Below are 26,365 nucleotides of genomic sequence, written 5' to 3'. Positions count from 1 at the left end.
AATTGTTGCGGCTCACAATTTTCTTGCAGCCGAACGCTTTCGCGGGAGGGCCGATGGGACGGGAAGCCGACGACCCACCGAGCCACCCGCGCTGGGCCGAGGCCGAACGCCTCGCCACACACCTTGACCGCATCCTTGAGCGCTTCCCGCCGCACAGCGAGGCGCGTGCTGCTGCCATCGAGGATCTTGCTGCCCGGCTGAAGCGGACACCGCAGACGGTCGTGTCCGGAGGCGTGGTGTAGGAGCCGGGGCGCTCATCTGGTCTCCGGCGTGTCTGGCCGGGACAGTCACGCGGTCGCAGCGGGCAACGTGAGGGCGAGATCATCGCGCAAGGGGGCGATGGTTTCCAGGGTCATGTAGCGTGCCCGCTGCACCGCCCATTCGTCGTTCTGTTCGAGCAGGATGGCGCCGATGAGCCGGGTGATCGCCGCCTCGTTGGGGAAGATGCCCACCACCTCGGTGCGCCGCTTGATCTCGCCGTTCAGCCGCTCCAGCGGGTTCGTGCTGTGGATCTTGGCGCGGTGCTCCTTGGGAAAGGTCATGAAGGCCAGCACGTCCTCCTCGGCCTCGTCGAGCAGGGTGGCCAACTTGGGCAGCTTGGGGCGGACCTGATCGGCCACCTGGTGCCACTGCGCCTTGGCGGCGCCGGCGTCATCCTGGGCGAACGCGGTGGCGATGAAGGCCGACACCACGCGCCGGCCGCTCCGCCCGGCATGCGCCAGGGCGTTGCGCATGAAGTGCACCCGACAGCGCTGCCACGTGGCGCGGAACACCTTGGACACGGCGGCCTTGATGCTTTCGTGGGCGTCGGAGATCACCAGCTTCACCCCGGCCAAGCCGCGGCGCTTGAGCTTGCGCAGGAACTCGATCCAGAAGGTCTCGGCTTCCGAGGCGCCGATGTCCATGCCCAGCACCTCGCGCCGGCCGTCGGTGTTCACGGCCACCGCGATGGTGACCGCCACCGAGACGATGCGCCCGTTCTGGCGAACCTTCACGTAGGTGGCGTCGATCCACAGGTACGGCCAATCGCCTTCGATGGGACGCTCCAGGAAGGTCTTCACCCGCTCGTCGATCTCCTCGCACAGCCGGCTGACCTGGCTCTTGGAGATGCCGCTCATGCCGAGCGCCTTCACCAGATCATCCACCGAGCGCGTCGAGATGCCGTGGACGTAGGCTTCCTGGATCACGGCGGTCAGCGCCTTCTCGGCCATGCGGCGCGGCTCCAGGAAGCCGGGGAAGTAGCTGCCCTTGCGCAGCTTGGGGATGCGCAGCTCGACGGTGCCGGCTCGGGTCTCCCAATCACGCTCGCGGTAGCCGTTGCGCTGAACCAGCCGCTCGGCGGAGCGCTCACCGTGGGCGGCGCCGGTCAGGCCTTGCACCTCCAGTTCCATCAGCCGCTCGGCCGCGAAGCCGATCATCTCGCGCAAGACGTCAGCGTCAGGGCTCTTCTCCAGCAGCGCGCGAAGCGCCATCATCTCGTCGGTCATCGTGGTCACCCTTCGGTCGGGTTGAGGTGTGGTGACCAGACTCTACCGAAGACCCACGATGACCGCCCCGCTGTGGAAAACCGGCCCGCCTACGCCAGCTCTGGGGGCGCTTCGGCGGGCCGGCTCCCCACAGCTCCTACACCACGTTCAGGGACGTGACCCCGCAGACGATCCGAAGCTACCTGCGCCGATACGGCGAGCGTCGCCTGGTCCGGGACCTGCTGCGGGACGATTCCGGCCGCGGCCCGAGGCTGCCACCAGAGACCGAAGGCATCGTTAAAGCGATCCTCGACGAAAAGCACCTGACCCTTGAAGGGTGTTCGCTGAACGAGGCCGTCATAATCATCAATGGCCGCCTGGAGCAAACCGGGCTGAAGCCGGTCTCGTTCAACACGGTGAAGAACCGCCTTTGGAAGCACTGGACGGCGGAGGACGTTGCGCGTCGGCGCGGTGATCGGACCGCGGTGCGGAAGCACCGGCGGCGCGGCGGCTCGCTGGTGCCCGACTATCCGCTTCAGGCCTGCCAGATCGACGAGACGGAGATCGACATCCTCGCCGTCGACGAGGCGGGCAACCTGCTGAAGCGGCTCTGGGTCATCGTGCTTGTCGATGTGCTCACCCACATGATTCTGGGCTTCTGGCTGTGGCCGCGGTCGGCCAACCGGGAGGCGATCGGGCTGTGCATTCAACACGCTATCCGGCCGAAAGCGGCCTATTTCCAGAAATTCGGCATTGAGGCCACGGACGCCTTCGGCCGGCCTGAGCGGATCATTTCGGACCGGGCGGCTTGGTACAAGTCCCTGCAAGACAACAAATGCCTGGAGGATCTGCGCATCACGGTGGAGCCTCGGCGGGGCGAGCCGCACATCCGAGGGGTTGTCGAGCGCCTTCAAGGCTCGATCAATCAGCAGCTCCGCAAGGGCCGCGGCCGGACCGGCCGCTCCCCCGCCGACCGGGGCGAGTATCCGGCTGAGGAGCGGGCCTGCCTCACCTATGAACAGATCGAGAAGGCCGTCGCCATCACAGCGTTCCGAATCTGCAATGGGGAGATGGACAAGAAGACGCGGAAACGCCCCGACCTCGAATGGGCCAAGCATGCCACGCGAATTCCCGAGCATCTCCTGGTCGTTGATTGGGAGGCGGTGCAGCTTGCCTTCCTGCCGGAACATACGGGCCGCTTGTCGAGCAAGGGAATCCCAGCTTTCGGGCTCACCTACTGGAATGGGGACGATCCCAGGTTGGCCGAGCTTTACGCCAACCGTGGCCGGGAGGCACTTCGCATCAAGGTCAATCGCAACGACGTCAGCCACATCTACGTTCGGCATCCGTCCTGGGACTCGTGGGTTGTGGTCCCGCGGGCTGACGGGGTGCTCACTCCCCTGACGGCTTGGGAGCTGGAGGCGCAGAACGAGCGGGAGCGGGCCGAAGCGGAAACCAGCTGGGTGGAGCGGGGAAAGTCACGCGAGATGGTCGACGCGGCCCTGACGCCGACGGCGGGAGCCGGACGAAAGCCGGGCCACAGTCGAAAGGCTGCCAGCGGGGCCTTAGCTGCACGCGTCGCCGGTGAGGCTCCCAAGCCGCACGCGGCGGAGATGGCGCTCAACCGCCTCAAAACCTCCGGCGATGGGCTGGGCCGCTTGCCGGCGGTCGAGGACTGTTTCGATGTCGAACCCTGGGGGAACTCATGACCGACCATCTCAGCGACGAGGCGCGCCAGCAACTAGAGACGCTGGGGACTGGGGAGCGTTGTGCCGCGATCGAGGCGAACCGATGGATCGGCTACCCTGCGGCAATCCGGGCTCTCGACGCGCTGACCCAGGTGCGGGAACGCCCGAAATCCACCCGGACGACCGGAGTCGTCGTGTGTGGGCCGTTTCGCAACGGCAAGACGATGGTCGCCGACAAGTTCCTCAGCATGGAAACCGTCCAGGTTCGTCCGTCGCACTACTACCAGCTGCCGACCGAGGCCACACGGCAGGAATTTCTGACCGGCATGATCCGGGCTATGGGGCGGGTGCCCGATCCGACGCAGCGAACGATCGAGGGGCGGCGCCACCAGTTGGAAGCCCTGCTCGATGAATATGAACCACGTGTCTTCATCTTCGACGATGCGCACCATGGCTTCCGGGGCAGCGCCGCGAAGGAGTTCCACACGCTGCTCCGGGTCATGGGCCATCGCTGGGACATGTCGCCGGTGCTGATCGGTGACCGGTCGCTGGCGGAAACGATCCACAACGATGGCGAGTTGCGCACGCGGCTGACCAATCGGTCTTTACCGCGGTGGCAGTACGACGCCGATTACGCACGCTTGCTGAACAGCTTGGTGCGAGCCCTGCCGTTGCGCCGCAAATCCGAGCTCACCGACGAGGCACTGGCCAAACGGCTCTTCCTGGTGGCCGAGGGGCTGATCGGCGACATCGTGCAGAACGTCGCCGCAGCGGCCGTGGCGGCGGTCCGAACGGGTGAGGAGCAGATCACTCTGGCTCTCTTCGACTCTCTGAAGTTGGAGCCGCCCTCGAAGCGGTTCGGGCCCGGCGAGCTGCGTGGGCTTTCTTGATGGTGGAGCGGTTGCCGAGTGTCAGTCACGATGAGGTTTACGCCTGCGAGCCGCTGGACCAAGGCTGCCCGGACCAGGGGAGCGAATCCTGGGCCGCGGATCCGTCTCCCATTGAGGGTGAACTCCTCAGCAGTTGGCTCAGCCGTTACGCTTGGGCGAACGCGATGGGGCCGGACTCCCTCCTTCTCGGCTTTCGTAGGATCCTTGGCCGCCACACGGCCGATCTCGATTCGGACGTCCCGCCCCGCTTCTTGGAGCGCCTCGAACGGCGGACCGGAATTCCGGCCAAGCGGTTCGAGCAAGCGCAACGCTTTTCCCCGACCATCTCATTGATGTGGACGGGCTCGCTGCGCAACCCACGCTTTTGTCCACGCTGCTGGGCGGCGGACCCCGTCCCCTACGTCCGCTGGCAATGGCGGGGAACGCTGTTTCGGGTCTGTACAGAGCATCAGGTATGGCTCAATTCGTGCTGCCGGAGGTGCCAATCTCCGCTGTCCGTGCTTGGTGGGCGAAATCGGCGGCCGCTGTGGTGTTGTGTGACGTGCCGCTCTGATCTGCGGCACGAGCGAATGGATCACGCGTCGCCGCAAGCGCTCCTCGCGCAAGCCCTCATCGAGGTCATTACCGAACTGCCGGGGGAGATCGGGCTTGAGCGGGCAGTCGCATCCGCCGCGCGCGTGTTGTCCGTACTCGACTCCGATATGAGCGCCTTGGAGGTCGCTCCACGCGAGCAGGTTCCTCAGCCAATGAACGCCTCGTCCGGATCGATAGGGAGTGCCGTGGTTTGGGACAGCATCCGAGCGCGGGTGAACGCGATCTGTCGTGGTCGCTTGAGGGCCTTGATGCTTCAGCGGCTGCATCAAAGAGGGTTCTGCGAGGAAACGGCGCGCAACACGCCAAGCCCACGAAAGCCGTTGCTTCTTTTATCACCGACCAACCGCCTCGGCGCCCCCGTCCGGTGCGTTCGACCGGCCATCGGTTCCGACCTTCCTGCGCTTCGGCATTTTTGCCGTGACTTGCTGGCACTGCTGGACGCGCATCCCCGCTCTGGAAAAGGGCCCGACCACTACGAGTTGCTGCAGGACTTCGCTGCATTTCGGTGGCGAAGCATCCTTGAAACCAAACAGCCGCTGGCTGTGGGGATTGAGGACGGCCGGGTTGTCGGTGTCGGGACGGTGTGGATCGGACGCCTCGTGGAGATTTTTGTCGAGCCCACGGCCGAGGCGGACTTCTTCGCCGTTCTTCTGGAAGGTTGCGTTCAGCTGGCTGCACGCCGCGGGGGGAGGCGGCTCGAGGCGGAAGTCCATTATTCCAACTACACCGACTTCGGGCGGGCCGGTTGGAGCCCGACTGACACGGCTCCGCTTTGGAGCTTTGATATCCGCGCCACCACTGAAACTTGACCGTTGAGTGCAGGCAACGCTCTGGCGCTTGCGCAGTGTAGTGGTGCAGGCAGACAGACTCGCTAAGATGATACAAATTGTGGTGATAACTTCCTATAGATCGCAGTCCCTTTTCCTGCTCATGCCGCCAGCGGCCCGGCGGCCCGGCGGCCCGGCGGCCCTGTCGCCTGTCGCCGTCGGGTGGTTCGTGCGAAAAGCCAGATTCCTAGGGCTTCGACACCCTGCCTGCCCCCGTTTTGCAGACCGGATCGTGCGAAATGCGGGCAGTTCATGCGAAAAGCGTCCTCGGTTGGCCTTTGGCTCGCTGCTATGTCGTTGATCTGCCAGTGGTCCTTTTCGAACGAGAGCCGCTGTCACCGCCGCCGGATCCATTCCGCAGCTGGTTTCGTGCGGCTTTCGTCGCCTTCCGCGGCCTCCGACCAGCCGGCGCTCACTGGCGTTTTATCGCGCGCTGGGACCGGCCGGGCGGGCGGCGGGCGGTGCCGTTTTCGCCGTTCCAGACCATGCCTCCATGTTCATCCGGGTGGATAAGATCAACTGACATTCTGTACAAAGGGGGCTGGCGGGCGTTTTCCCGCCCGAACCGCCCAGGAGGCCCCATGGCCCTCGTCGCCTACGCCCGCGTCTCCACCGAGGAACAGTCCACGGACTCGCAGATCCTCGCCCTCAAGCAGGCGGGCTGCTCGGTCATTTTTGAGGAGCATGCGTCGGGCGGCGACCGCGACCGCCCGGTGCTGGCCAAGGCGCTCGCCAGCCTGAAGCGGGGCGACACGCTGGTGGTGGCGCGCATCGACCGCCTTGCGCGCTCGCTCTTCCATCTGCTGGAGGTGATCGACGGCCTGGGGCAGCGCGGGATCGCCTTCAAGTCGCTGGGCGACCCCATCGACACCACCAGCCCGCAGGGACGCTTTGCCCTGCAGGTTCTCGGTGCCGCGGCCGAGCTGGAACGGGCGCTGATCCGCGAGCGCTCGATCGCTGGGCTCAGGGCCGCGGTGGCCAAGGGCAAGGAACCCGGCAATCCTGGCCTGCGCCGACGGGACCCTGCGGCGCTGGAAAAGGCGCGGCAGGGCCGCGAAACCGCCCGCGACGAGCTGGTCGTCGCGCACGCCCAGGAGTTCCTGCCGACCGTCGAGGCGTTGCGCCCAACGGCACCGTGGGATCAGGTCGTGCGTGCGTTGAAGGGGCAGGGGCGGACCCGGCCGTGGGATCGTAAGCCATGGACGCCCAACAGCCTGATCCGTGCCGTGCGCCGGTTGGCCGCGGTGGGACTGGTTCGTCAGAACGTTCTCGATCCGGCGCCCAAGCGGGTCGACAGCAATGACCTCGTGTTGATGGTGGCGGGGCTGGTGAGGGCCGAACCCGGCATCACGCTGGACGGCATCGCGCGCCGTCTGCAAGGCATGGGGCAGCGCACGCCGCGTGGCGGTCTGCGCTGGAGCCGGTCGTCGGTGAAGAACCTGCTGGACCGCGCCAAGGAGCAGGGGCTGGTACGAGACCTGGGCGTTGCGTAGTGGTTGGTCCGCCGCCTTACGCAGTGGGCTGATGGGAAGACCATCATTATGGCCTGGCCCGACCTGATCTTGCTCCGGTTTGGTGGACACGGGTTCACGCGGATCGTAGCTCGGCCTGCTCGGGTGTGATGTACCCGATGGCCGAGTGGGCGCGCTGGCGATTGTAGTAGGTCTCGATGTAGGCGAACAACTCCCGGCGGGCCTGTTCACGGGTCTCGAACCGGGTCCGGTGGACCAGCTCCACCTTGAGGGTGTGGAAGAAGCTCTCCATGGGCGCGTTGTCATAGCAGCAGCCCTTGCGCGACATCGACTGCCGCATGCCGGCGGCCTGCAGCAGGTCGCGGTAGTCCCGGGAGGCGTACTGGCTGCCGCGGTCGGAATGCTGGATGAGGCCCGTGGGTGGTCGTTGGCGCTGGATGGCCATGACCAGTGCCGATGTGGCGAGCTCGGCGCGCATATGGTCGCGCATGGCCCATCCCACCACCTTGCGGGTCGCCAGGTCGAGCACCGCCGCCAGGTATAGCCAGCCCTCGCCGGTGGGCAGGTAGGTGATGTCGGCAAGCCAGACCCGGTTGGGCTCGGCCACCCGGAACGCTTGGCCCAGCAGGTCGGGGGCGACTGGCAGGCCATGGCGGCTGTCCGTGGTGGCAGGCCGGAATCGGCGCGCGGCCGCGCCCCGGATGCCGTGCCGGCGCATCAGCCGCGCCACCCGGCCCCGGCCGGCGGCGACACCCTCTGCCCGTAGGGCGGCATGCACGCGCGGGCTGCCATAGCGGCCCTGGTGGCGCCCATGGACGCGCCGGACCTCGGCCAGAAGCTGCCGGTTGGCAGCGGCCCGGTCGCTTTCCGGCCGCCCACGCCACGCGTAGTACCCACTGGCGGACACCCCGAGCACCGTGCACATGAGCCGGACGGGGAACTCGTCCCGGTGGTCCTCGACGAAACGGAACCTCATCTCGGCGCTTCCGAGAAGATGCTGATGGCCTTTTTTAAAATGTCGCGTTCCTGCCGGGCGCGCTCGAGCTCGCGCCGTAGCCGCGCAATCTCCGCCGCCTGCTCGTCCGGCGTGGCCGGCGTGGCGGCGCCGGGCACGGCTGGAGCGCCAGACCGCGAGCGCGGCGGTTGACCCTGGGCCGCCCGGCGCCAGTTCCGCAGCACGGATGGCTGAAGGCCCAACTCCCGCGCCACATGCTCCAGGGGACGGCCGCTGCCGTCAAGCAGCGCAACGGCCTCACGCTTGAACTCGTCCGTGAAGGACCGTCTCATCTTCGTCATCAGACACCTTCCCGCTCCCATCGGAGCTTAACAGGGGTGTCCACCGAATCGGGGCAAGATCAGGACAGAATGGTGGAGTCCCTGATGGAGGGCACGACGACGGGTCTTTCCCACTCCTCGCCCTCGATCGAAGGGAGGCACGCCCTCCGTTGGAGGTGGGAACTCTTGAAGGGCTCCCGAGTTGGGCTTTTGTTGCGATGCAACATTGCTCTGCAAGTGTGACGCACCGACAGGTTGGGAGGATGCGATGACCATCACGCAATTGCTTCAAAACAGTCCCGCCAAGGCAAACGAGCTGTTCGCCAAACTGTCCGACACCTCCAGCGGCGCGGTGAAAACCCGCGAGAAGCTGCTGGCCGAGTTGAAGGAAGAGTTGGAAGTTCAAGCACGTCTGGAAGAGCAACATCTCTTCCCAGTCCTAAAGAAACACAGAGAAACCAAGGACTTGGTGGCGGACGCAATCAACGACAACAAGCAGGTTCGCGCGCTGCTGACCGACCTGGAGCGTACGCCCAAGGACGATGATGGCTTCGCTCAAAAGGTTACGGCGCTGAAGAAGGTCTTTCAGCAGCACGTACGCGACGAGCGCAAAGAGCTGTTGCCGGCCGTGCGCAAAGCGCTGAGTGAGGAAGAAGCGCAGGCAGTCACCGAGAAGCTGGAGGCTGGCCGGGCCAGGATCGAAGAAGCCAAGCGCGACGAAGCCGAAGAACGTCGTGCCGCCGCACGCCGCGAACGCGAGGAGGCGGAGCGCGTGGAGGCTGAAAGGCAACGCATCCGTGAAGCGAGTGCCGCGCTGACGCGCCCAGCGGAAGCGATGACGGAGGGCAGCGTGCAGGCGCTGAAGACCGGTGGGACGTTGACGCAGGCCGGAGCTGAGGTCGCTACGGAAGCCTCGCGCCAAGCGGCGGGCCTCATCGGCCAGGCGGCACAACAGACGGCCTCGACCATGACTCGCACGGCCAGAAGCTACGCCGATACGGCGCTACCGTCTCGCGCCGCCATCCAGACTATGGCCGCCCTGCCGATGGCGACCGCCGACGCCACCCGCGAGGTGGTTGATGCCTGGATGGATTGGATGAACAAGTCTGTTGAAACGAGCAAACGTGCGTCTCAAGCTTTTGCGCATAGCGCCACCCCGATGCAACTCGTAGAGGTGCAGAGCCGATATGTGCAGGACAACATGCAGGCCATGATGGAAGTGGGCGAGCGAATGAGCCAGATCGCCATGCGAGCCATGCAAGGCATGACGTGCAGCGCTCATGACGCTGGTGAGAGAGCACAGGAAAAGGGTAACGGTCTGCGCTCACGGCGATAGGCGCGCAGACTGTCACGGCGGCTTTCCAACGGGGGCGAGCCGCCGTGTAAGGCAAAGCTGTTTGGCGAGACGGTTCACGGTATCCCAAATTTGAAGCGGGGCTTAGCGTCCCGCTATTCCCCCATCCACCACGGGCCGGAACTGGATCACCTTCGCCATCACCCCCGGCCCGCCGTGCGGCACGAAAAACCGGGTGGCGCCGGTGATCATCTCCTGGATCACCCCAACCTTCGTACGCCTCCGGTAAGCACCGCCTTGGCAAAGTAGGGGCCGGCGTCTGAGGTTTGCGTGGCGCGTCATCGCGCGGACGCAAACGAGTTGCAAACGTCATGGCTTATCAGCGGGTCGAGGTTCTGACAGGAACGGAGCGGCGGCGGAATTACACGCCAGCGGAGAAGGTGCGGAGGCACCATCAACTTATCGAACACCGGGCAGAGCGAGGACGGCGGGCGGCAACCGTCTGCGGATTACGCCGCCAGTGGTGCGCCGACGACTTCGGCCCAGACCTGGAACGCCTGGGCGCGGGCCTTCCGATAGTCAGTGACGGGACTGTGGTCGCGGCGGAGATGAAACAGGTTGGCGATCGGGTCGTGAATGGCGAGGAAACGCTGGCCCTGGGCGGGGTCTTTGAAGCGCTTTCTTTGCCATTCGCGCCGACGAGTGGGTTGGTGGGAATTCTCGACCCGGTTGTTCAGTCCCTTGTGCTGGCCGTGCTCCACCCCCGGCATGATCGCCCGCTTGGCGGCGTAGGCCTTCAGCTTGTCGGTGATCAGCACCCGCGGCGCCCGGCCCTGCTTCTTCAGCAGCTTGCGCAGCAAACGCTTGGCCGCCTTGGTATCGCGCCGGCTCTGGACCAGCACGTCGAGCACGAAGCCGTCCTGATCGACGGCCCGCCACAGGTGATGTTTGCGGCCGCCGATGGTCAGGACCACCTCGTCGAGGTGCCACTTGTCGCCCCGGCGCGGCGCCCGTCGGCGCAACCGGGTGGCGATCTCGGGGCCGAACTTCCGAGCCCACTGGCGCACCGTCTCGTAGCTCACGGTGATGCCGCGCGCCGCCAGCAGCTCCTCGACCATCCGCAGGCTGAGCGGAAAGCGGAAGTACAGCCAGACCGCCATCGCAATGATCTCGGCGGGATAGCGGTAGCCGGCGTAGCGGGGATCGGGGCGCGTCGTCATGCCGTCCCATACCCCGCACGGCCCGCCCCGGCAACTGGGGGTCAACAAGTTGACGGTGCCCGCAAATCCCATTGAGCCGTTTGTCCAGGGTGGTGCGAAGATCTCCGCTGGCATCGCCGCTTTAACCACCTCCCACAACTGGTCACAACGACGATCGGCAGTGTTTGCGTTCTGACGAGGGCAACCACCATTCCCCCTGTCGTTGTCATCTCGAAAACGGATACAATTTACTGAGTAAAGAAGAGCCACGCGACCGTGCCGACTGAAGCCAGCGCGGCGAGCGCTGCGCCGCTTCGCGTCATAACACCCTGGCGATACAACAGTACAACCATGCCGACCAGCAGCGGCGAGACGATCAGCAGTCCGATTTGGGCTTCATTCATTGGCACTGTCGCTTCCGTCGAATCGGTTGGTGGTTCGGGCGCGATATGGATGCTGCGAGCGTGGAGAACGGGCAGCCTTGATCGTCGTCAAAAGCAGCTGGACTTCATCGGATTCGGTCGCACATCGGATGGTGGGCACGCGGGACCGCGGTATCGGCGCCGTCAGGTGATCGCGCCGAACAGGGCCTCGATGAAGGGCGACGGGGCCGGTATGGTGTTGATGGGAGCAGCGGCGACCTGCCCGTAACGGACTATGGCGACGATCTGTTCGCCGGCGATGGTCTGCCGAGCGGTGTGATAGCTCTTGAGTCCGAGTCCTGGCCGGACCACCGCTTGGTGCCTATGGTCTGATCATGCGACGCTCTTTCGCGGGAACCACCCGATGCGCCGGAGTTGAATAGGCGCCTTCACAGGCAGCTGCTCATCACGAGCGGTTCGCGGCGGGGCGATGGTCAGCGTTGCAGCTCAAGAGGTAGCAATCATGAGGTCACTCATCTGAAAACGCGAATCACGCTGAATCGTTCGCCACCATCCTGGTTATCTTGCGCAAAATTTGTTCAATATTACTTCTACGAGGCTCGGCACGATGGTCGATTTTCCGCCAAGCATAGCGCTCGATGGGTGCCGGACCGCTTACTTATGCCTCCGTCAGGCTCAGTATGCATGCTCCGACGAGGCTGCCCAAAAAGAAGGCATCCTGTGTTTTTCCTCTATGGCGAAGAATTACGCCGAGATGGTGCTGCGCCAAGGAAATATAATCCAGCGCTGGGAAGCAAAACAATTGCTCAAAAAAGTTCTGCGAGCCTGCAGGAGTGAAAATTGATTTTCACAGGAAGGGGTTTTTCCGGATGGAGTGCGGGAAAGCAGTAGAGACGGTTTATGATAGGACTGACAGCTCTGCCTCAAGGCATACGCCGATGCCTATCCTTTAGGCGGCCGCATTTTTATCTAATCACATACCGGTGTATTTTTGTATAATGCTCCAGGGAAGAAAAGGTCGGCCCTTGGAGACAGGAATTGCTGAAGTCCTTACAGAAGCGAGCGCCTCGTAAAAAAGCCAACCGCCTGCTGTCATTCCTCCTGCTCATCGCTGCTCCGTTGCTGGCGTTCGAACTCTTTCCGATCATGCAGCTTCATACGGCCCGTGAGGCCGAGCTTCGACAGGATGCCAGCCACTTTCTCGACCTTGTGGACGCGGAACAAAGACGGATCATACAGGACATCCATCACATCCTGTTCGCTCTTACCGAAGCGGGGGTGGGGAGTATGGACGCCACGGCCTGCCAGGAGGTCATGTCCCGGATCAGGGCCAAGTATCCGAGCTACATGGCAATGGAAATTTCCGACGCGAACGGTGCCGTATGGTGCTCGACGGACTCCATGACGGTGGGGCGGGTGATTGCAGGTCGGCTCCTCCAGGATGCGGCGAGCACCGATGGCATCGTCACAGGCCAGTCCATGCGATCGCCGATCACGGGACAACCCGCCATTCCCTTCGCCCGTGCCCATCGCCGGGAGGATGGAGGTTACCATGGAGTGATTGCGGCACTTCTCGACACCGCTTGGCTGCGGGAGTCCCTCACGCAGGAATCTTTGCCGGACAACACCTGTCTCCTTGTCGCCGACCGTGACGGAACGGTTCTCGCAACCATCCCTGACGCACCGGAACTGGCCGGCCGCTTGTTGCCGGAACCGTTCGGTCCTTTGTTGCGCGAGGCGACCAAAGGTGTGGCTGAATTGGCGGGGATGGACGGTCGGCCACGGGTGTTTGCCTATTCACCAGCAACGTCGGGTGCCCGGGGCCTGTATCTGCACGTCGGGCTCGACAAAGCGACGGCGATGCGTCCCATCCACACCGCAACCTTCTGGACCGTGGCCATCTTTCTTGGGCTGCTCCTGACCACGGGCCTCGGCGCCCTGTGGGGTATACGCCGCTTCCTGAGAGTGCGCGAAGAGGCCCAACACTCCGCCCGCAAAGTCAGCGTGTTGCTGGCCAACACCGTGGATGGCTTCATCGAGTTCGATCGGGACTGGCGATTCCTCGAACTCAACGACATGGCCAGGACCCTGGTCGCTCAAGGCCGCGACCTGCTCGGCATGCGGCTGTGGGACGCCTTTCCCGAACTCGCCGAAGGCCAGTTGGCGGATGAGTTGCACAGGTCCATGACCGAACGGGTTCCGGTGGACGTCGAATTCCGCGGTCCGCAGACCGGCCGCTGGTTCTGGCTCCGAGCGTTTCCCACCCCGAGGGGCCTGACCGTCCATCTTTTGGACATTTCCCGACGGACGATGGCCGAAGAGGAGCTTCGGGCAAGCAACGAACGCCTCAGCTTGGCCCTGCAGTCGGCTCAGGCCGGCAGTTTCGACTGGGATTTGCGCACCGGGCGCGGGCACTGGTCGGAGGGCAGTTATCGCCTGTTCGGCTTGGACCCGGAGAGCGATGCTCCCTGCTTGGAATCCTGGCTTCGTACAGTGAGACCGGACGATGTCGAAGCCGTCACTGCCGCGGCTCAGGCGCAGCTCTTCAGCGAACGGAAGCCCTATCTCGCACTGGAATACCGCATCATGCTCCCGGATGGGGCGGTCCGATGGGTATTATCCACCGGGCGCGTCCATTACGACACGGACGGCACGCCGTTGCGCATGAGCGGCCTGAACATCGACATCACCGAGCGCAAGTCCGTGGCAACGGCCTTGCAGCGGAGCGAGAGGAATCTCGCCATTGCCTTGAACGCCGCAAACGCTGGTCTGTGGGATCTCGATCTCCGCACTGGCGTCGTGACTTGGTCGGACGGCATGTACCGTCTGTTGGGCGTCGATCCGACGACCTTCCACCCCAGTGAACCCGCGTTCTATGACCTGGTTGTTGCGGACGATCACCCGGTGTTGCGGCAGGCCGTGCAGGACGTGCTCGAAGGCAGGCGGCCGGATTACCAGGCGGAGTTTCGCATCTCGCATCCGGAAAAGGGGGTCTGCTGGTTACTGGGAGTGGGACGGGCGGAACATGATGGCAGCGGTCGTCCAGTCCGCCTGAGCGGCATGAACATGGACGTCACCGACCGTCGGGCGATGGAGCAGGCTCTGCGGGATGCCAAGACTCTGGCCGATGAAGCCAACCAGTCCAAGTCCAGATTCCTGGCTGCCGCCAGCCACGATTTGCGGCAACCGCTCCAGTCGGCTTTGCTGTTCGCCGGCGTTTTGCAGTCTCATGTCCGCGAGGACCGGAGCCGCCGGTCGCTGATGGCCTTGGAGCGTGCCTTGGACACGTTGAAGGCTCTGCTTGACAGCCTGCTCGACGTTTCTCGCTTGGATGTCGGAACGATTGTGCCTCAGGTCCGTGACATGCCGCTTGCGTCGTTGCTGGATGAGATGCGAGCCGCTTATTCACCGATCGCGGCGAGCAAGGGTCTGGAACTCCATGTCACCGACCCCGGACCAGCTCTGGCGGTGCGAAGCGATCCGGTGCTGCTCGGTCGCATATTGCGCAATCTCGTCGAGAATGCTCTGCGCTATACCCCTGAAGGTTATGTGCGGGTCGTCTGCAACATCGCTCCCGACCGCGTGAGCATCCAGGTTCACGACAGTGGAATCGGCATATCCGCCGAGCAGTTGGGCCGCGTGTTCGAAGAGTTCCATCAGGTCAACAACCCGGAGCGCGACCGGAGCCAAGGGTTGGGTCTGGGGCTGGCCATCGTGCAGCGGCTCTCCCAACTGCTTGATCACCCGGTGACCGTGCGCTCCGAACCGGGGCGTGGATCGACCTTTGTGGTCGACGTCCCCCTTGCGGGCGCCGCGGGGACAAGTCCACCCCTGCCCAAGCCGGTTGTAACGGCCGACGGGCAAAGGCGTTTGGCTGTTCTGATCGATGACGACGTGATTGTGCTCACCGGGTTGCGGACATTGTTCATGGAGTGGGGCTACGAGGTCGTCATCGCCGGGTCCACGGCACAGGCCCTCGAAGGTCTGCGAGACATGGAGCGTGCGCCGGACCTTGTCGTCGCGGATTACCGACTGCGAGGAGGCGAAGTCGGAACGGACGCCGTTGCCTCCATCCGCGCACAGGCTGGCCATCCGATACCCGGCATCATTCTGACCGGGGATATGGGGTCTGACAGCGAACGTGACGCCACGGACCTTGGCGTGACATTCCTCCGCAAACCCGTCGCCTCCAATCAACTCCTTGCCGCCGTGCAGGAGCTTCTCGGCAGCTGACCCGCCCTCATCGCCGAGTTGGTTCGATCCGCACCGGGTTCGGCAAAGGCCATCCTGCTCGTATCACGCCGTTGTGGACACGCCTTCGCTTTGAGCACGGCAAGGGCATGCCCATCTATCATGTGGCCATTTCACTGGAAGCGCGCATTGTCGCGGTCGCCGACGTGTTCGACGCGCTCACGTCGGAACGTCCCTACAAGGGAGCGTGGACGAACGAGGCCGCGGCGGCTTTCCTCTGGAGCAGGCGGCCCGGAAGTTTCAATCCGGACTACGTCGCGGCTCTCCTTGCAGACATGAGCGCCATCGCGGCCATCCAGCAGCATTTCTGCGATACCCCCTCGAGCGGGTTCGTGGCTGGCCGCTGACGCTGGTCACGGTGCCCCCTCGGGCAAGGGCTCTCGCTCGCCCGCCTATGGACGTGCGACAGAACCAGCCACTGGCAGGGCGACGCTGATCGTTGTTCCTGCCCCTGGGCGGGATTCCACCGTGATCGGATAGCCGAGGTGATCCGCCAGCGTCTTCACGATGAACAGGCCAAGGCCCAGGCCAACGACCTCATCTCCGGCTTCGATGCGGTAGAACTCTTCGAAAATGTCGGCCAGGGAACTCTCCGGGATGCCTCGGCCGGTATCGGAGACGTCGACCCATACCTTGCCGCCGGCAGTGCGGCACACAATTCGGATTTCCCCGCGGTCGGTGTACTTGATGGCGTTGTCGATAAGGTTGTGGAGAATGCGCGATGCAAGCAGCCGGTCCGTGCGCACCGTCACCCCTCTGCCACTCCCTTCCATGCGCCAGTCGAGCCCCTTGGCTGCGGCGGCCAGTTGGAACGTCGCTGTGGCGTGCGTCATCAGATCGTCCAACGGGACGTCTTCGATCCGGACGGCGATCGTGCCGTCGTCCATCCCCACCAGATCCTGCACGCCATCCATCAGTCGCTTCACCACGCCCAGGCAGTGCTTCATCGTCGACACGTAGATTTCCCCGCGGTCTGTGACCCGGGACGACAGGGCGTGGGTGGCGAGGGTCAGGGCATGGACCGGTTGGCGCAGGTCATGGTTCAACGTCGCAAGGAGCCGGGTGCGCGCCGTGTTGGCCCGCGCCAGTTCCTTGGCCTGCGTCCGTGCGGCTTCGGCCGCCTCCTGCAACGATTCAAGCAGGCGGACGTTGGACAGCGCCAGGGCCGCCGATCGGGCGATCGCCAACAGGAGGGTGACGGTGCCCGTGTAGGGCGTGTGCCGCGCTGCCCAGTAGGCACCGATGGCGGCGATGGGCTCTGGCGCGCCGACCGGCACCATGACGAGGCTGCGCACGAAGGTGGGGCGATAGGCTTCGTGTGGAATGCGCGAATCGGCGTAGATGTCCGGAATGATCGCCGGTTGCCCGGTCAGCATGGCCCAGCCCGAGATGCACGTGCCCATGGGAAACCGCTGGCCCTTCCACAGCGGGCTGATCGCGTTCTCCTCAACGTAATGGCACAGGTCGCCATCGCGCAGCACGATGGTGACGCCGTCGGCGCCGGTCAGGCGGCGCGCGGCCGTCCGGAGGATGGAGATCACGGCCGGCAGGTCATGGGCAAAGAACAGGCGTTCGTTGAGATCGACGAGCGCCGTCAGATGGTCGGCGTCGCGCAGGGCGGACGGTTGCAGGGCATCGGTGTCGGCAGCGGGCATCAGCCACGGTTCCCAGGCGGTTCGTCACGCCAACAGTCCTTGGCGTGAAGAAGCGGACGAGCGCTTCGTAGATCGAAATATAGCGCATGGAAGCCGCTTCCGCAGTAGGAACTACAGCGCCATCGGCTGCCGATGCCTGTGCGATCACAACCTTTGGAGGTCGGCCCGGTTCCGGAGAAACCGCCGGAACCGGTTGAATTGGCGGAGGGTTGAATCGCCATGGCAGCACGGAGACAATTCATGGCGGAGGCTCTCAGCAACCGAACCATCGACATCGTCAAGGCCACGGTTCCCGCCCTGGAGAAAGGCGGCACCGCGGTCACCGACCGCATGTATCAGCGATTGTTCCGCACCCCGGAAATCCGCGACCTGTTCAATCAATCCCATCATGGCGTGACCGGGTCGCAGTCCAAGGCGCTGACGGCGGCGATCATCGCCTATGGCCGCAACATCGACAACCTGGGTGTGCTGGCCTCGCGGGTGGAGCGGATCACGCAGAAGCATGTCGGGCTGAACATCCTGCCCGAACATTACCCCTATGTCGCCGATGCCCTGCTGGGCGCAATCAAGGACGTGCTGGGCGACGCCGCGACCGACGAGGTGCTCGACGCCTGGGGCGAGGCCTATTGGTTTCTGGCGGACGTGCTCAAAGCGCGGGAGGCCAGCGTCTACGCCGGGCTCGCCGCGGCGCCGGGCGGATGGAACGGCTGGCGCGACTTCACGGTGGAGAGCGTGACGCTGGAGAGCGACATCATCCGCTCCTTCATCCTGGTTCCGGCAGACGGGCGCGGTGTGATCCGCCACCGCCCCGGTCAGTATCTGACCTTTGCGCTGGATGTGCCGGGAGCCGGTGTGCTGAAGCGCAACTATTCCATCTCCTCCGCTCCGGATTCCCGGTCCTACCGCATCAGCGTCAAGCGGGAGGAGGGCTTGGGCAGGCCGGCGGGGCTGGCATCCAACTGGCTGCACGATCACGCCAAGCCGGGCACGGTGCTGAAGGTGGCGCCCCCGGCCGGCGAATTCTTCCTCGACGAGGCTTCCGCCGGGCCGGTCGTGCTGCTGAGCGGTGGGGTGGGGTTGACCCCGATGATGAGCATGCTGGAGACCATTGCCGGTTCCGGCGATGGCCGGCCGACCTGGTACATCCACGGCGCCGAAAACGGCCGCGTTCACGCGATGCGCGATCGTTCCCGGGCACTGGCCGCTCAGGCTCGCAACATCACGCTGCGCACCTATTACAACGCCCCTGACCCGGCCGACGTTCAGGGGCGCGACTACGATGAGCGAGGTTTCATCAGCATGGATTGGATCGTGGCCAACACCCCGATGCAGGAGGCGGCCTACTATCTGTGTGGCCCTCGACCGTTCCTGCGCGCTATGGTCGGCGGCCTCGCCGGCCGGGGCGTGCCATTGGGCAGCATCCATTACGAGTTCTTTGGCCCAGCGGACGAACTGCTTGCCGTATGAGGTTTCAGGGCGCGCGCCGATTCAATTCAGGGGGAACGTCAAGGGCGCGGCGCATGCTGCCTTCCAATTGCCAACCATGCGCCTTTGCTCTGCAGGGAGTCACTGAAATGCCTCGAAATCCACGGCGCTCCGCTTTCTTGCAGAAGCATAATCTGGTGTCATTCCTATTGACCCATCTGGCGATTGGGGTCGTGGCCGGCGTTGTCGTTTGCCTCGGCCTTCTCGCCCTGGATGTCGCCAGTCTCCGTACACTGCTCCTTGGCTCCGACTACTGGCTGATCGGTTTCATCCTGCTCTTCGGCTCGGTTTGCGGAACGTTCGGCGGTGTGGCGATGGCTGTCGCCGTGATGAATCTGGGCGACTGGTCCGATCACCCGGATCGGGATTACTGACCCGCCCCTGGCATCGTCAGGGGACGACCGCCGTGAAGCCGGCGACCATCGGGTTGCCGTGTGGGGTTGAACAGAGGTCCTTGATCGACGGACCCGTCGTCCGGGCTCACGCTGCTCACATGGCCGCGCTCCTCGCGCCCTCCCATCCACTTCGACCTCATGCAACATGAAGTGCATGGCCCTGCGCGTCCAGAACCAGCACCGATTGCCGTGCCCGGTAGCGGAAGGTCACCCGCCTCCGACCATGGTCCACACCCGTTCCCTGTTCATGAACCTGATGGACCATGCCCTTCTTCAGTTCTTCCATGAAGGCGCCCGGTTCGAGGCCGAGGAGCGGCCCCACGATCGCAGCGTCAAACACGAGATCTCCAGCTCCGTCCACCTCGGCAACCTGGGTTCCGAGCAGCGCTGTAGGCTGTGGTTGCGTTTCCGTCATGTCCGCCTCGCTTGTCCTTGGAATGATGACCGGGGGGATCATGACGTGAGGCGTTGTCGCCGTCTTTGCCCAGGGGCAAACGCACGAAAACTGCCCGGTCACCGGCGGCGCACCGTTCGCCATGGCGGCCGCCGGCCTCAACGGGCCGTGGTCGGATCGCCATACTGGACCGGCTGGCCCGTGGCCGGAGCGCTGATCCCGAAGCGGCCGGCCATCTGCCGAAGGGCGTCGCGGTCCTTCTGGATGGACACCAGACTGGTGATCGCGAAGGTGGCAAGCTCGCGGTCCGGCGTGTTCGACGCCTCGGTCTGGTAGAGGTCGACGATGCGGTCATGAATGCGAAGCTGCGCCTCAATGTAGCCCTTGGCGAAGGCATCGCCCGACGCCCCGGACAGCGCCTTGACGGCGTCCGGCGTCATGCCCTCCTGGGCGTTCGCCGGGTTGGTCACCGCCCCAGCGGCACCGAAGGCGTCAGCGCGCTCCGGCTTCAACTGGTCAGCCGGCGGCAGGGGGCGGGCCGAAGAAAGCCGCTTCAGGGACTCGCCCAAAGTGGTGTGGGTCTCCGCAATTCCTTTGGCCAGAGTCTTGAACGCATCGTCCGGCCCCTTCTCCGCCGCAAGACGCCCGAGCTCCGCCTGCCTCTGGCTGGCCGCGGCCGCCTCCTTGAGGAAATGCGCATCCTCGACGGGCAGGGACTGCCCCGGTTGCGGCGGCAGGCGGGGCGTGGTGTCCGGCCGGATGTTGACCTGCGCCCAGGGAGAGCCGGACACCAGGACGGCTCCGAGGATGGCGGCAAGGATGATCCTGAGCATGATGCCTCCTGTTTCTTGAGCGTTCAGCCGGTCAGCTGGCGGTAGATGGCGGGCAGCGCCGCGGGCAGGCGGGCGGCGTGCGGGAAGATGGCGTAGGCGCCGGGGCCGAAGATGTAGGGCAGGTAATCGCGCCCCTTCTCGTCCACCGTGACGCCGAACAGCCGCAGTCCGGCGCGGCGCGCCTCCTGCACCGCCACGCGCGTGTCCTCGATGGCGTAGCGGCCCTCGTAATGGTCCGTGTCGTTCGGTTTGCCGTCCGTCAGCACCAGCAGAAGCCGGTGTGTGTGCGGGCGGTCCTTGAGAAGGGCCGTCGCGTGGCGCAGCGCCGCTCCCATACGTGTGTAGCTGCCCGGCTTGAGCGCCTGGATGCGGCGCACGACGCGGGCGTCCAACCGCTCCTCGCAGTCCTTTACGGTGCGCATGTCCACCCGGTGGCGCCGGTGCGAGGTGAAGGTGAGGATGGCGTGCTCGTCGCCGCAGGCGGTCAGCCCGTGCGTCAACGCCAGCAGAGCCTCCTTCTCGACGTCGAGCACGCGCCGGTCCTCGATGCAGCTGTCGGTGGACAGCGAGACGTCGACCAGCACGCACACCGACAGGTCGCGGGCGACGTTGCGCACCGCCGTGTAGACCCGATCCGATCCGATGCCGCCCGCGCACCGGTCGGCGACCGAGCGGACCAGAGCCGACAGGTCGAGGTCATCACCGTCGGGCTGCCCGGTCATCATTTGGCGGCGCGGCCGCATCGCCTCGAACTGGCGGCGGACCAGGCGGATGCGGCGCAGCGCGTTGTCGTCGGGCCGCCACTCCTCCCCCTCCAGCGCGGCCGGCTCGGCGATCACGCGGCAATGGTCGGGATGATAGAGACGGCGTTTCCAGTCCCACTCGGGATAGGTGATTTCCGCCCGCAATGGCGCGACGTCGGCGTCCTCGGAGGCCAGATCGAGGTCGAGCTTGAGCTTGGTCGACGCCTTGCGCTCGTGCTGACCCACCGAGATCTCGTCCAAGTCCTCCGCGGCCTTGCGCGCGCCTTCCTCGTCGTCGTCCTCGACCTTGCGATTGAGATTGACCATCTCCGCCAGCCCGAGAATCTTCTCGAAGCGGTTCAGCATCAGCGGGTCGTCGCGCCGGGTCTGGTCGTTCTCGCGGCGCTTGGCCCTGCGGCGCTTGCCGTCCCCTTCGGCCCCGGCGCCACCCTCCTCATCACTCTCGGGCGAAGCGGCGCCCTCCGGTGGCGCGGAGACTTCTCCCCACAGCGGCACCGGCAGGAAGGGCCGATAGCCGGAGGCGGCGCGGAAGCGGTCGAGCGGGACCGCCGCGTCGGTGACCGCTGCCAGCAGGTCCGGATCGGATGGGCCGCCGCTTCCGATGAGCGTTCCGACGAGCGCCTCGACGGCGGCCTCCTGTCCGGGGCGCCGCCATTTGGGTCGGGCCGCGCGCATGGCTTGGCAGAGCCGGACGTGCAGCGGGCGCAGGCCCGGCCATTCATCGAGCGCCCGTTGCGTGGCCCGACGGGCCGAACGCAGGCGGACGAGGTCGGCCTGCAGCGGGTCGTCGGGCATCGCCGGAGGCGGTTCGGCCTGGACGAAAAAAATGGCGAGCCATTCGTAGAGCGCCGCGTTGTCCTCGCGGGAGGGGAAGACATCGACGCGGTCGGGAAGCTGGAGGGTGACGCCGTCGTAGCGGGCGCGCTCCAGCTTTTCCGTCCCGAGACCGAGACGCTGCTTCAGACCGAGGCGATGCCCGGAGGTTTCGGCGGAGGCCCCGGCGATGCGAACGGCACCGGGGCCGCCGAGCGCCCGAAACAGCACGCCGAGGCGCGCGCGCATCGCGTCCAGGCGAACCGCGGCGTCGGGATGACGCGGGTAGGACGCGGCGTCACCGACCAGACGGTGCCACAGGGCTCCGACGAACTCCTCGGGTTCCCAGATGGAGGCCATGCGATCATCCCAGCGTGAGTTCGGCGACCCGAAGCAGCGCCTTCTTGACCTCCGGGTCGTCGGTGAGCGGCTCGATCATCGACGCCAGGATCGCCTCGTCGCGAGGCATGCCGTCGCGGATCAAGGAAGCGCAATACACCAACAGCCGGGTCGACACTCCTTCCTCAAGATCCTGCCCCTTGAGAGCGCGCAGGGCATTGCCAAGCCGCACCAGCGGAGCGACCCGGTCTGCGGGCAGCCCGCTTTCCTGGACGACGATCCCGGTTTCGGCATCGGGCTTCGGGAAGCCGAACTCGATGGCGACGAAGCGCTGGCGCGTGCTGGGCTTCAACGATTTCAGGATGTTCTGGTAGCCGGGGTTGTAGGAGACGACCAGCATGAACGCCGGCGGCGCCTCCAGCAGTTCGCCGGTGCGCTCCAGGGGCAGCAGGCGGCGGTCGTCGGTCAGCGGGTGAAGCACCACGGTGACGTCCTTGCGCGCCTCGACCACCTCGTCGAGGTAGCAGATCGCGCCCTCGCGCACTGAGCGGGTCAGCGGGCCGTCGGTCCAAACCGTGTCGCCGCCCTTGAGGAGGTAGCGGCCGGTCAGGTCGGCGGCGGTCAGGTCGTCGTGGCAGGACACCGTGTGGAGCGGACGCCCCAGCCTCGCCGCCATGTGCGCGACGAAGCGGGTCTTGCCGCAGCCGGTCGGGCCCTTGAGCAGCAGCGGCAGCCGGTTGCGGTGGGCGTGCTCGAACAACGCCACCTCGTTGCCGGTGGGGGCGTAGAAGGGGACGGCGCCGCCCGCCGTCCCCTGCCGGGAGGAGTCCTCCACCGCCGTCACTCGGCCGGAGCGACGGAGGGCTGGGTGCGGGCGGGCACCCGCCCGCGCGCCGGTCCGAACATCGCGTAGACGAACATGAGCACCGAGACGACCACGAAGATGCCGGACCCCAGGCGCATCCAGTAGAACAAGGCCAGCTGCTCCTGGACCTCCATGTAGGTCATGCCCAGCACGCGCTGCAGGTGGACCTGCACGACGCCCGCGAAGGTCAGCGTGAAGGTCATGAAGGCCATGGCCGAGGTCATGATCCAGAAGCTCCACATGTTGAGCACCTGGTTGTAGGGCGCGCGGCCGCGCAGGCTCGGCAGGGCGTAGCTGATGATCGCGAGGTTCAGCATCACGTAGGCCCCGAAGAAGGCGAGATGCCCGTGCGCCGCGGTGACCTGGGTGCCGTGGCTGTAGTAGTTGACCCAGGACAGCGTGTGCATGAAGCCCCACACGCCCGCGCCGAAGAAGGCCATCACCGGGGTGCCGAGCGTCCACAGGAAGGCGGCCTTGTTCGGATGGTCGCGCCGCCCCTTCCAGGCCATGGTGAAGGCGAAAACGACCATGGCGAAGAAGGGAGCGACCTCCAGCGTGGAGAACAGCGAGCCGATCCACTGCCAATAACCCGGAGCACCAATCCAGTAATAATGGTGCCCCGTGCCCAGCAGGCCGGAGAACAGGGCGAGGCCGACGATGGCGTAGAGCCACTTCTCCACGACCTCGCGGTCGACGCCGGTCATCTTGATGACCAGGAAGGCGAGGACCGAGGCCATCACCAGTTCCCACACGCCCTCGACCCACAGATGGACGACGTACCACCAGTACAGCTTGTCCAGCGCGAGGTTGGTCGGGTTGTAGAAGGCGAACAGGAAGAAGACCGCGATGCCCCACAACCCGAGCAGGAGGACGTTGGTGATCGCCGTCCTGCGTCCTCTGATCACGGTCAGCGAAACGTTGTAGAGGAAGATCAACGCCGCGACGACGATGCCGATCTTCACCCACAGCGGCTGTTCGAGGAACTCGCGCCCCTCGTGGATGCCCAGCGTGTAGCCGACCACCGCGCCCAGGGCGCCGACCATCAGGATGGCCAATTGGGCGTAGGCGAGCACCGGGCTCTCGATGTCGCGCTCCGCCTCCTCCGGGATCAGGTAATAGGCCGAGCCGAAAAAGCCGAGCAGGAGCCACACGATCAGCGCGTTGGTGTGGATCATGCGCAGGATGTTGAAGGGCAGGATCTCGGACAGGAAGTTCGGCAGGACATAGACGGTCCCGGCGAGCGAGCCGACCAGCACCTGGATGACGAACAGGGCCATCGCGCAGGCGAAGTACCAATAGGCGATGCGTTGGGTCGCGTATTTCATGCCATGCCTCCCCCTTCAGCCCGCTTGGTTCGGTGGCCAGCCTTGCGTGTCGATGCGGCTGGTCCATTCGAGGAAGTCGACGAGGTCGTTGAGTTCCGCGTCGGTCAGGTTGAACTGCGGCATCTGGCGGCGCCCCTCGACGCCGCTGGGCTGCGACTGCATCCAGGCGATCAGCGCCGTCCGCGCGCCTTCGGCGTCCTCCCGCCCGCCGTAGCGGACCCAGACGTTGCCGAGCTCCGGGGCGAAGTAGGCACCCTCACCAAGCAGCGAGTGGCAGTTGATGCAGGCGTTCCTTTCCCACACGTGCTTGCCGCGTGCGACGCTCTCGGACAGCGTGGCCTCGTCCGTGCTGGTCGTTCGGATGTAGTAGTGGCTGTGAATCGTCAGGGCGACGAAGGTGACGAAGAAGAAGAGCGACCCGCCGTAGAAGATGTTGCGCGCCGCTGATTTCGTGAATCGCTCGGCCATCACCTCCCCCTGTTATCGTTACACGGTTAGGTTACGTGTCCAGGACCAGTGGAAGCGCAAACAGGACCGTTGGGCCAGTGCGGAAAAGGATAGGATGGAACGACCGAGTGTCCTCGAACGCGGTTCTCGAAGCCGAAGGGTGCTGCATGGCGCGGCAACCCTGTGCGGCGGCATTGTTCACGCCGTGAGCCGCGGCGGGATGTCGCAGGGGTGCCGGGCCGATTCCATGCTCCCAGCGGGACGGACGATGAGCTGCTCGGTGACCTCATCAGCATCCGCCTTGTGATTCGTGGTTTTTCTCAGTCCTTTGCAGGCGATACACCCCTTCAACCCCCTCGCTCCAGAAAGCAACTTCTCGCAATTGCGAAAAAATCAGAATAAAAACGGAAGTGATCGGAGCGTTGCCCTTACCTAAAATTCTTGACGACCGTCAAGTAACGGGGCCGGGAAATCTGGGACGTTGGCTTCACAAGCAACACTCGCCCTGGATTGCATCATGAAAACCAAGACCTTCCTGGCCACCGTCAGCGCCGCCGCCCTCATCGCCCTGTCGGGGATCGGCGCCGCATCGGCCACCACGCTGTACGCCGAGCCGAAGGTCAAGGAGCCGGCGGTCGACATTGTCCAGGACCCCGCGGCGGTCCCGGCGCCGGAAGCGGCGGGCAAACGCGCGCCAAAGACCCACAACGTCGTGTTGACCACGACCGAGGTCGAAGCCAGGCTGGATGACGGCACGACCTACACTTACTGGACGTTCAACAACAAGGTCCCCGGCCCGATGGTCCGCGTCCGTGTCGGCGACACGGTGAACGTGTCCATGACGAACGCGCCCGGGTCGGTCATGAACCATTCCATTGATTTCCACGCGGCCACCGGTTTCCTCGGCGGCGGACAGATTACCCAGGCGGAGCCGGGCCAGACCAAGGAATTCTCGTTCAAGGCGATGGCGCCGGGTGTGTACGTCTATCATTGCGCCACGCCGATGGTCGCCCAGCACATCGCCAAGGGCATGTTCGGCCTGATTGTGGTGGAGCCCGAAGGCGGCCTGCCGAAGGTCGACAAGGAGTTCTATGTCATGCAGCAGGAAATCTACGCCACCAAGGCGAAGAACCTGCCGGCTGCGGAGGACGACTATGACGGCTTGGTCAACGAGAAGCCTGGCTATCTGGTGTTCAACGGCGCCGTGGGTGGGCTGGTGAAGGACAAGCCATTGAAGGCCAGTGTGGGCGAAACCGTGCGCATCTGGTTCGGTGTCGGTGGACCGAACTTCACCTCGTCGTTCCATGTCATCGGTGAGATCTTTGATCGCGTCCACAACCTCGGTGCCCTCGACACGCCGCCGCTGAAGAACGTGCAGACGGTCTCGGTGGCGCCGGGCGGGGCGACGATGGTGGAGTTCAAGGTCGACTATCCGGGCAAGTACGCCTTGGTCGACCACGCTCTGAGCCGCGCCACCAAGGGGCTCATCGGCATTCTGGAAGTCGATGGCAAGGCGGACGACAGCATCATCCTCGACAAGAGCGGCGACTCCCGCAAGCAGCTCGGCGAGATGAAGCATTGATCCCACCCTGGTGGGATGCGCACAGGGAAGGTGGGGGTGAGACTCTGCCTTCCTCCGTTGGGCATTCCCGCTTGCCACCGGTGCTTGGCCGTTCCGTTTGCGCGAGGACAAAGAGGCCCTTTCATCATC

At 65.0% G+C, this 26,365-nt stretch carries 23 protein-coding genes and 1 pseudogene; 12 read left to right on the top strand and 12 right to left on the bottom strand.

What is annotated here, in order from left to right; translation table 11 throughout:
• Nucleotides 1-53 precede the first annotated feature (53 nt).
• A complete protein-coding gene (locus TSH58p_RS32295; RefSeq protein ID WP_146205902.1) occupies nucleotides 54-242 on the top strand; it encodes a hypothetical protein in 189 nt (62 codons plus the stop codon).
• A gap of 45 nt (nucleotides 243-287) precedes the next feature.
• Here TSH58p_RS32295 and TSH58p_RS32290 read toward each other — a convergent pair whose 3' ends face one another.
• Nucleotides 288-1,487, bottom strand: coding sequence for an IS256 family transposase (locus tag TSH58p_RS32290; RefSeq protein WP_109469633.1), 1,200 nt, complete (start codon nucleotides 1,485-1,487; stop codon nucleotides 288-290).
• Between the two features lie 155 nt (nucleotides 1,488-1,642).
• Between TSH58p_RS32290 and TSH58p_RS32285 the strand changes: the two genes are divergently transcribed.
• From TSH58p_RS32285 to TSH58p_RS32270, 5 genes and pseudogenes are all read left to right on the top strand, one after another.
• Nucleotides 1,643-3,175, top strand: a complete 1,533-nt coding sequence (locus TSH58p_RS32285; protein ID WP_109469632.1) for a DDE-type integrase/transposase/recombinase — start codon at nucleotides 1,643-1,645, stop codon at nucleotides 3,173-3,175.
• Nucleotides 3,172-4,044: a TniB family NTP-binding protein gene (locus tag TSH58p_RS32280; RefSeq protein ID WP_109069073.1), complete on the top strand. Its 873-nt coding sequence runs from the start codon at nucleotides 3,172-3,174 to the stop codon at nucleotides 4,042-4,044. Before TSH58p_RS32285 ends, TSH58p_RS32280 begins: the two co-directional genes overlap by 4 nt.
• Nucleotides 4,044-4,442, top strand: a pseudogene (locus tag TSH58p_RS34770) (TniQ family protein); the annotation flags it as partial. The gene TSH58p_RS32280 and the pseudogene TSH58p_RS34770, both read left to right, overlap by 1 nt.
• A 171-nt stretch (nucleotides 4,443-4,613) precedes the next feature.
• A complete protein-coding gene (locus tag TSH58p_RS34385) occupies nucleotides 4,614-5,447 on the top strand; it encodes a GNAT family N-acetyltransferase (RefSeq protein ID WP_247873923.1) in 834 nt (277 codons plus the stop codon).
• 599 nt (nucleotides 5,448-6,046) lie between these two features.
• A complete protein-coding gene (locus TSH58p_RS32270) occupies nucleotides 6,047-6,958 on the top strand; it encodes a recombinase family protein (RefSeq protein ID WP_109069071.1) in 912 nt (303 codons plus the stop codon).
• 94 nt (nucleotides 6,959-7,052) lie between these two features.
• Here the strand turns inward: TSH58p_RS32270 and TSH58p_RS32265 are convergent.
• Nucleotides 7,053-8,233, bottom strand: a protein-coding gene (locus TSH58p_RS32265; protein WP_109069070.1) for an IS3 family transposase whose coding sequence is annotated in 2 segments (ribosomal slippage) — nucleotides 7,053-7,939 and nucleotides 7,939-8,233 — 1,182 coding nt in all. Because the reading frame shifts where the segments join, the coding sequence is not laid out codon by codon here.
• 247 nt (nucleotides 8,234-8,480) lie between these two features.
• Here TSH58p_RS32265 and TSH58p_RS32260 point away from each other — a divergent pair.
• Nucleotides 8,481-9,548: a hemerythrin domain-containing protein gene (locus tag TSH58p_RS32260; protein WP_109069069.1), complete on the top strand. Its 1,068-nt coding sequence runs from the start codon at nucleotides 8,481-8,483 to the stop codon at nucleotides 9,546-9,548.
• 467 nt (nucleotides 9,549-10,015) lie between these two features.
• Here the strand turns inward: TSH58p_RS32260 and TSH58p_RS32255 are convergent, their stop codons facing one another.
• From TSH58p_RS32255 to TSH58p_RS33485, 3 genes are all read right to left on the bottom strand, one after another.
• Nucleotides 10,016-10,726, bottom strand: coding sequence for an IS6 family transposase (locus TSH58p_RS32255; protein WP_109069068.1), 711 nt, complete (start codon nucleotides 10,724-10,726; stop codon nucleotides 10,016-10,018).
• A 227-nt stretch (nucleotides 10,727-10,953) separates the two neighbouring features.
• Nucleotides 10,954-11,109: a hypothetical protein gene (locus TSH58p_RS33760; protein ID WP_199230072.1), complete on the bottom strand. Its 156-nt coding sequence runs from the start codon at nucleotides 11,107-11,109 to the stop codon at nucleotides 10,954-10,956.
• Between the two features lie 162 nt (nucleotides 11,110-11,271).
• A complete protein-coding gene (locus TSH58p_RS33485) occupies nucleotides 11,272-11,439 on the bottom strand; it encodes a hypothetical protein (protein WP_158282575.1) in 168 nt (55 codons plus the stop codon).
• Between the two features lie 687 nt (nucleotides 11,440-12,126).
• On the opposite strand from TSH58p_RS33485, the gene TSH58p_RS32250 reads away from it, so the two are divergent.
• Together TSH58p_RS32250 and TSH58p_RS32245 are read left to right on the top strand one after the other, a co-directional pair.
• Nucleotides 12,127-15,321 (top strand): PAS domain-containing protein, encoded by a 3,195-nt coding sequence (locus TSH58p_RS32250; RefSeq protein WP_109069067.1) that lies wholly within the window; start codon nucleotides 12,127-12,129, stop codon nucleotides 15,319-15,321.
• A gap of 107 nt (nucleotides 15,322-15,428) precedes the next feature.
• Entirely contained in the window at nucleotides 15,429-15,686 is a 258-nt protein-coding gene (locus TSH58p_RS32245) for an HD-GYP domain-containing protein (protein WP_371732464.1), read from the top strand.
• Between the two features lie 45 nt (nucleotides 15,687-15,731).
• Here TSH58p_RS32245 and TSH58p_RS32240 read toward each other — a convergent pair whose 3' ends face one another.
• Nucleotides 15,732-16,994 (bottom strand): HAMP domain-containing sensor histidine kinase, encoded by a 1,263-nt coding sequence (locus tag TSH58p_RS32240; protein WP_109069066.1) that lies wholly within the window; start codon nucleotides 16,992-16,994, stop codon nucleotides 15,732-15,734.
• Between the two features lie 240 nt (nucleotides 16,995-17,234).
• Between TSH58p_RS32240 and hmpA the strand changes: the two genes are divergently transcribed.
• Both hmpA and TSH58p_RS32225 read left to right on the top strand, forming a co-directional pair.
• On the top strand, nucleotides 17,235-18,461 hold the full coding sequence (gene hmpA / locus TSH58p_RS32230; protein ID WP_109069064.1) for an NO-inducible flavohemoprotein: 1,227 nt from the start codon (nucleotides 17,235-17,237) through the stop codon (nucleotides 18,459-18,461).
• 155 nt (nucleotides 18,462-18,616) lie between these two features.
• A complete protein-coding gene (locus TSH58p_RS32225) occupies nucleotides 18,617-18,853 on the top strand; it encodes a hypothetical protein (RefSeq protein WP_051141060.1) in 237 nt (78 codons plus the stop codon).
• Nucleotides 18,854-19,010: 157 nt separating this feature from the next.
• On the opposite strand, the gene TSH58p_RS32220 is transcribed toward TSH58p_RS32225, so the two are convergent.
• The 6 genes from TSH58p_RS32220 to TSH58p_RS32195 form a co-directional block, all read right to left on the bottom strand.
• Nucleotides 19,011-19,289, bottom strand: a complete 279-nt coding sequence (locus TSH58p_RS32220; protein WP_146205839.1) for a DUF6522 family protein — start codon at nucleotides 19,287-19,289, stop codon at nucleotides 19,011-19,013.
• Between the two features lie 137 nt (nucleotides 19,290-19,426).
• The gene (locus TSH58p_RS32215) at nucleotides 19,427-20,101 is read right to left on the bottom strand and encodes a DUF4142 domain-containing protein (RefSeq protein ID WP_109069062.1); all 675 of its coding nucleotides are present in this window, start codon (nucleotides 20,099-20,101) and stop codon (nucleotides 19,427-19,429) included.
• Between the two features lie 23 nt (nucleotides 20,102-20,124).
• Complete coding sequence (locus TSH58p_RS32210) at nucleotides 20,125-22,038, bottom strand: nitric oxide reductase activation protein NorD (protein ID WP_109069061.1); 1,914 nt, start codon at nucleotides 22,036-22,038, stop codon at nucleotides 20,125-20,127.
• A 4-nt stretch (nucleotides 22,039-22,042) separates the two neighbouring features.
• Nucleotides 22,043-22,852 (bottom strand): CbbQ/NirQ/NorQ/GpvN family protein, encoded by an 810-nt coding sequence (locus tag TSH58p_RS32205; RefSeq protein ID WP_109069060.1) that lies wholly within the window; start codon nucleotides 22,850-22,852, stop codon nucleotides 22,043-22,045.
• A gap of 5 nt (nucleotides 22,853-22,857) precedes the next feature.
• A complete protein-coding gene (locus TSH58p_RS32200; protein WP_109069059.1) occupies nucleotides 22,858-24,207 on the bottom strand; it encodes a cbb3-type cytochrome c oxidase subunit I in 1,350 nt (449 codons plus the stop codon).
• 15 nt (nucleotides 24,208-24,222) lie between these two features.
• Nucleotides 24,223-24,675, bottom strand: coding sequence for a c-type cytochrome (locus tag TSH58p_RS32195; RefSeq protein ID WP_109069058.1), 453 nt, complete (start codon nucleotides 24,673-24,675; stop codon nucleotides 24,223-24,225).
• Between the two features lie 496 nt (nucleotides 24,676-25,171).
• Between TSH58p_RS32195 and nirK the strand changes: the two genes are divergently transcribed.
• Nucleotides 25,172-26,236: a copper-containing nitrite reductase gene (nirK, locus tag TSH58p_RS32190; protein WP_109069057.1), complete on the top strand. Its 1,065-nt coding sequence runs from the start codon at nucleotides 25,172-25,174 to the stop codon at nucleotides 26,234-26,236.
• Nucleotides 26,237-26,365 lie beyond the last annotated feature (129 nt).

Source organism: Azospirillum sp. TSH58, from assembly GCF_003119115.1.
Taxonomy (GTDB): domain Bacteria; phylum Pseudomonadota; class Alphaproteobacteria; order Azospirillales; family Azospirillaceae; genus Azospirillum.
This window is presented reverse-complemented; position numbering and strand designations above follow the sequence as displayed.

What these genes read in the sequence shown, in the direction of transcription:
- TSH58p_RS32295 (WP_146205902.1), top strand. Translation starts at nt 54, where the DNA reads ATGGGACGGGAAGCCGACGACCCACCGAGCCACCCGCGCTGGGCCGAG.
- TSH58p_RS32290 (WP_109469633.1), bottom strand. Translation starts at nt 1,487, where the DNA reads ATGACCGACGAGATGATGGCGCTTCGCGCGCTGCTGGAGAAGAGCCCT.
- TSH58p_RS32280 (WP_109069073.1), top strand. Translation starts at nt 3,172, where the DNA reads ATGACCGACCATCTCAGCGACGAGGCGCGCCAGCAACTAGAGACGCTG.
- TSH58p_RS34385 (WP_247873923.1), top strand. Translation starts at nt 4,614, where the DNA reads ATGGATCACGCGTCGCCGCAAGCGCTCCTCGCGCAAGCCCTCATCGAG.
- TSH58p_RS32270 (WP_109069071.1), top strand. Translation starts at nt 6,047, where the DNA reads ATGGCCCTCGTCGCCTACGCCCGCGTCTCCACCGAGGAACAGTCCACG.
- TSH58p_RS32260 (WP_109069069.1), top strand. Translation starts at nt 8,481, where the DNA reads ATGACCATCACGCAATTGCTTCAAAACAGTCCCGCCAAGGCAAACGAG.
- TSH58p_RS32255 (WP_109069068.1), bottom strand. Translation starts at nt 10,726, where the DNA reads ATGACGACGCGCCCCGATCCCCGCTACGCCGGCTACCGCTATCCCGCC.
- TSH58p_RS33760 (WP_199230072.1), bottom strand. Translation starts at nt 11,109, where the DNA reads ATGAATGAAGCCCAAATCGGACTGCTGATCGTCTCGCCGCTGCTGGTC.
- TSH58p_RS32245 (WP_371732464.1), top strand. Translation starts at nt 15,429, where the DNA reads ATGCCCATCTATCATGTGGCCATTTCACTGGAAGCGCGCATTGTCGCG.
- TSH58p_RS32240 (WP_109069066.1), bottom strand. Translation starts at nt 16,994, where the DNA reads ATGCCCGCTGCCGACACCGATGCCCTGCAACCGTCCGCCCTGCGCGAC.
- hmpA (WP_109069064.1), top strand. Translation starts at nt 17,235, where the DNA reads ATGGCGGAGGCTCTCAGCAACCGAACCATCGACATCGTCAAGGCCACG.
- TSH58p_RS32220 (WP_146205839.1), bottom strand. Translation starts at nt 19,289, where the DNA reads ATGACGGAAACGCAACCACAGCCTACAGCGCTGCTCGGAACCCAGGTT.
- TSH58p_RS32215 (WP_109069062.1), bottom strand. Translation starts at nt 20,101, where the DNA reads ATGCTCAGGATCATCCTTGCCGCCATCCTCGGAGCCGTCCTGGTGTCC.
- TSH58p_RS32210 (WP_109069061.1), bottom strand. Translation starts at nt 22,038, where the DNA reads ATGGCCTCCATCTGGGAACCCGAGGAGTTCGTCGGAGCCCTGTGGCAC.
- TSH58p_RS32200 (WP_109069059.1), bottom strand. Translation starts at nt 24,207, where the DNA reads ATGAAATACGCGACCCAACGCATCGCCTATTGGTACTTCGCCTGCGCG.
- TSH58p_RS32195 (WP_109069058.1), bottom strand. Translation starts at nt 24,675, where the DNA reads ATGGCCGAGCGATTCACGAAATCAGCGGCGCGCAACATCTTCTACGGC.
- nirK (WP_109069057.1), top strand. Translation starts at nt 25,172, where the DNA reads ATGAAAACCAAGACCTTCCTGGCCACCGTCAGCGCCGCCGCCCTCATC.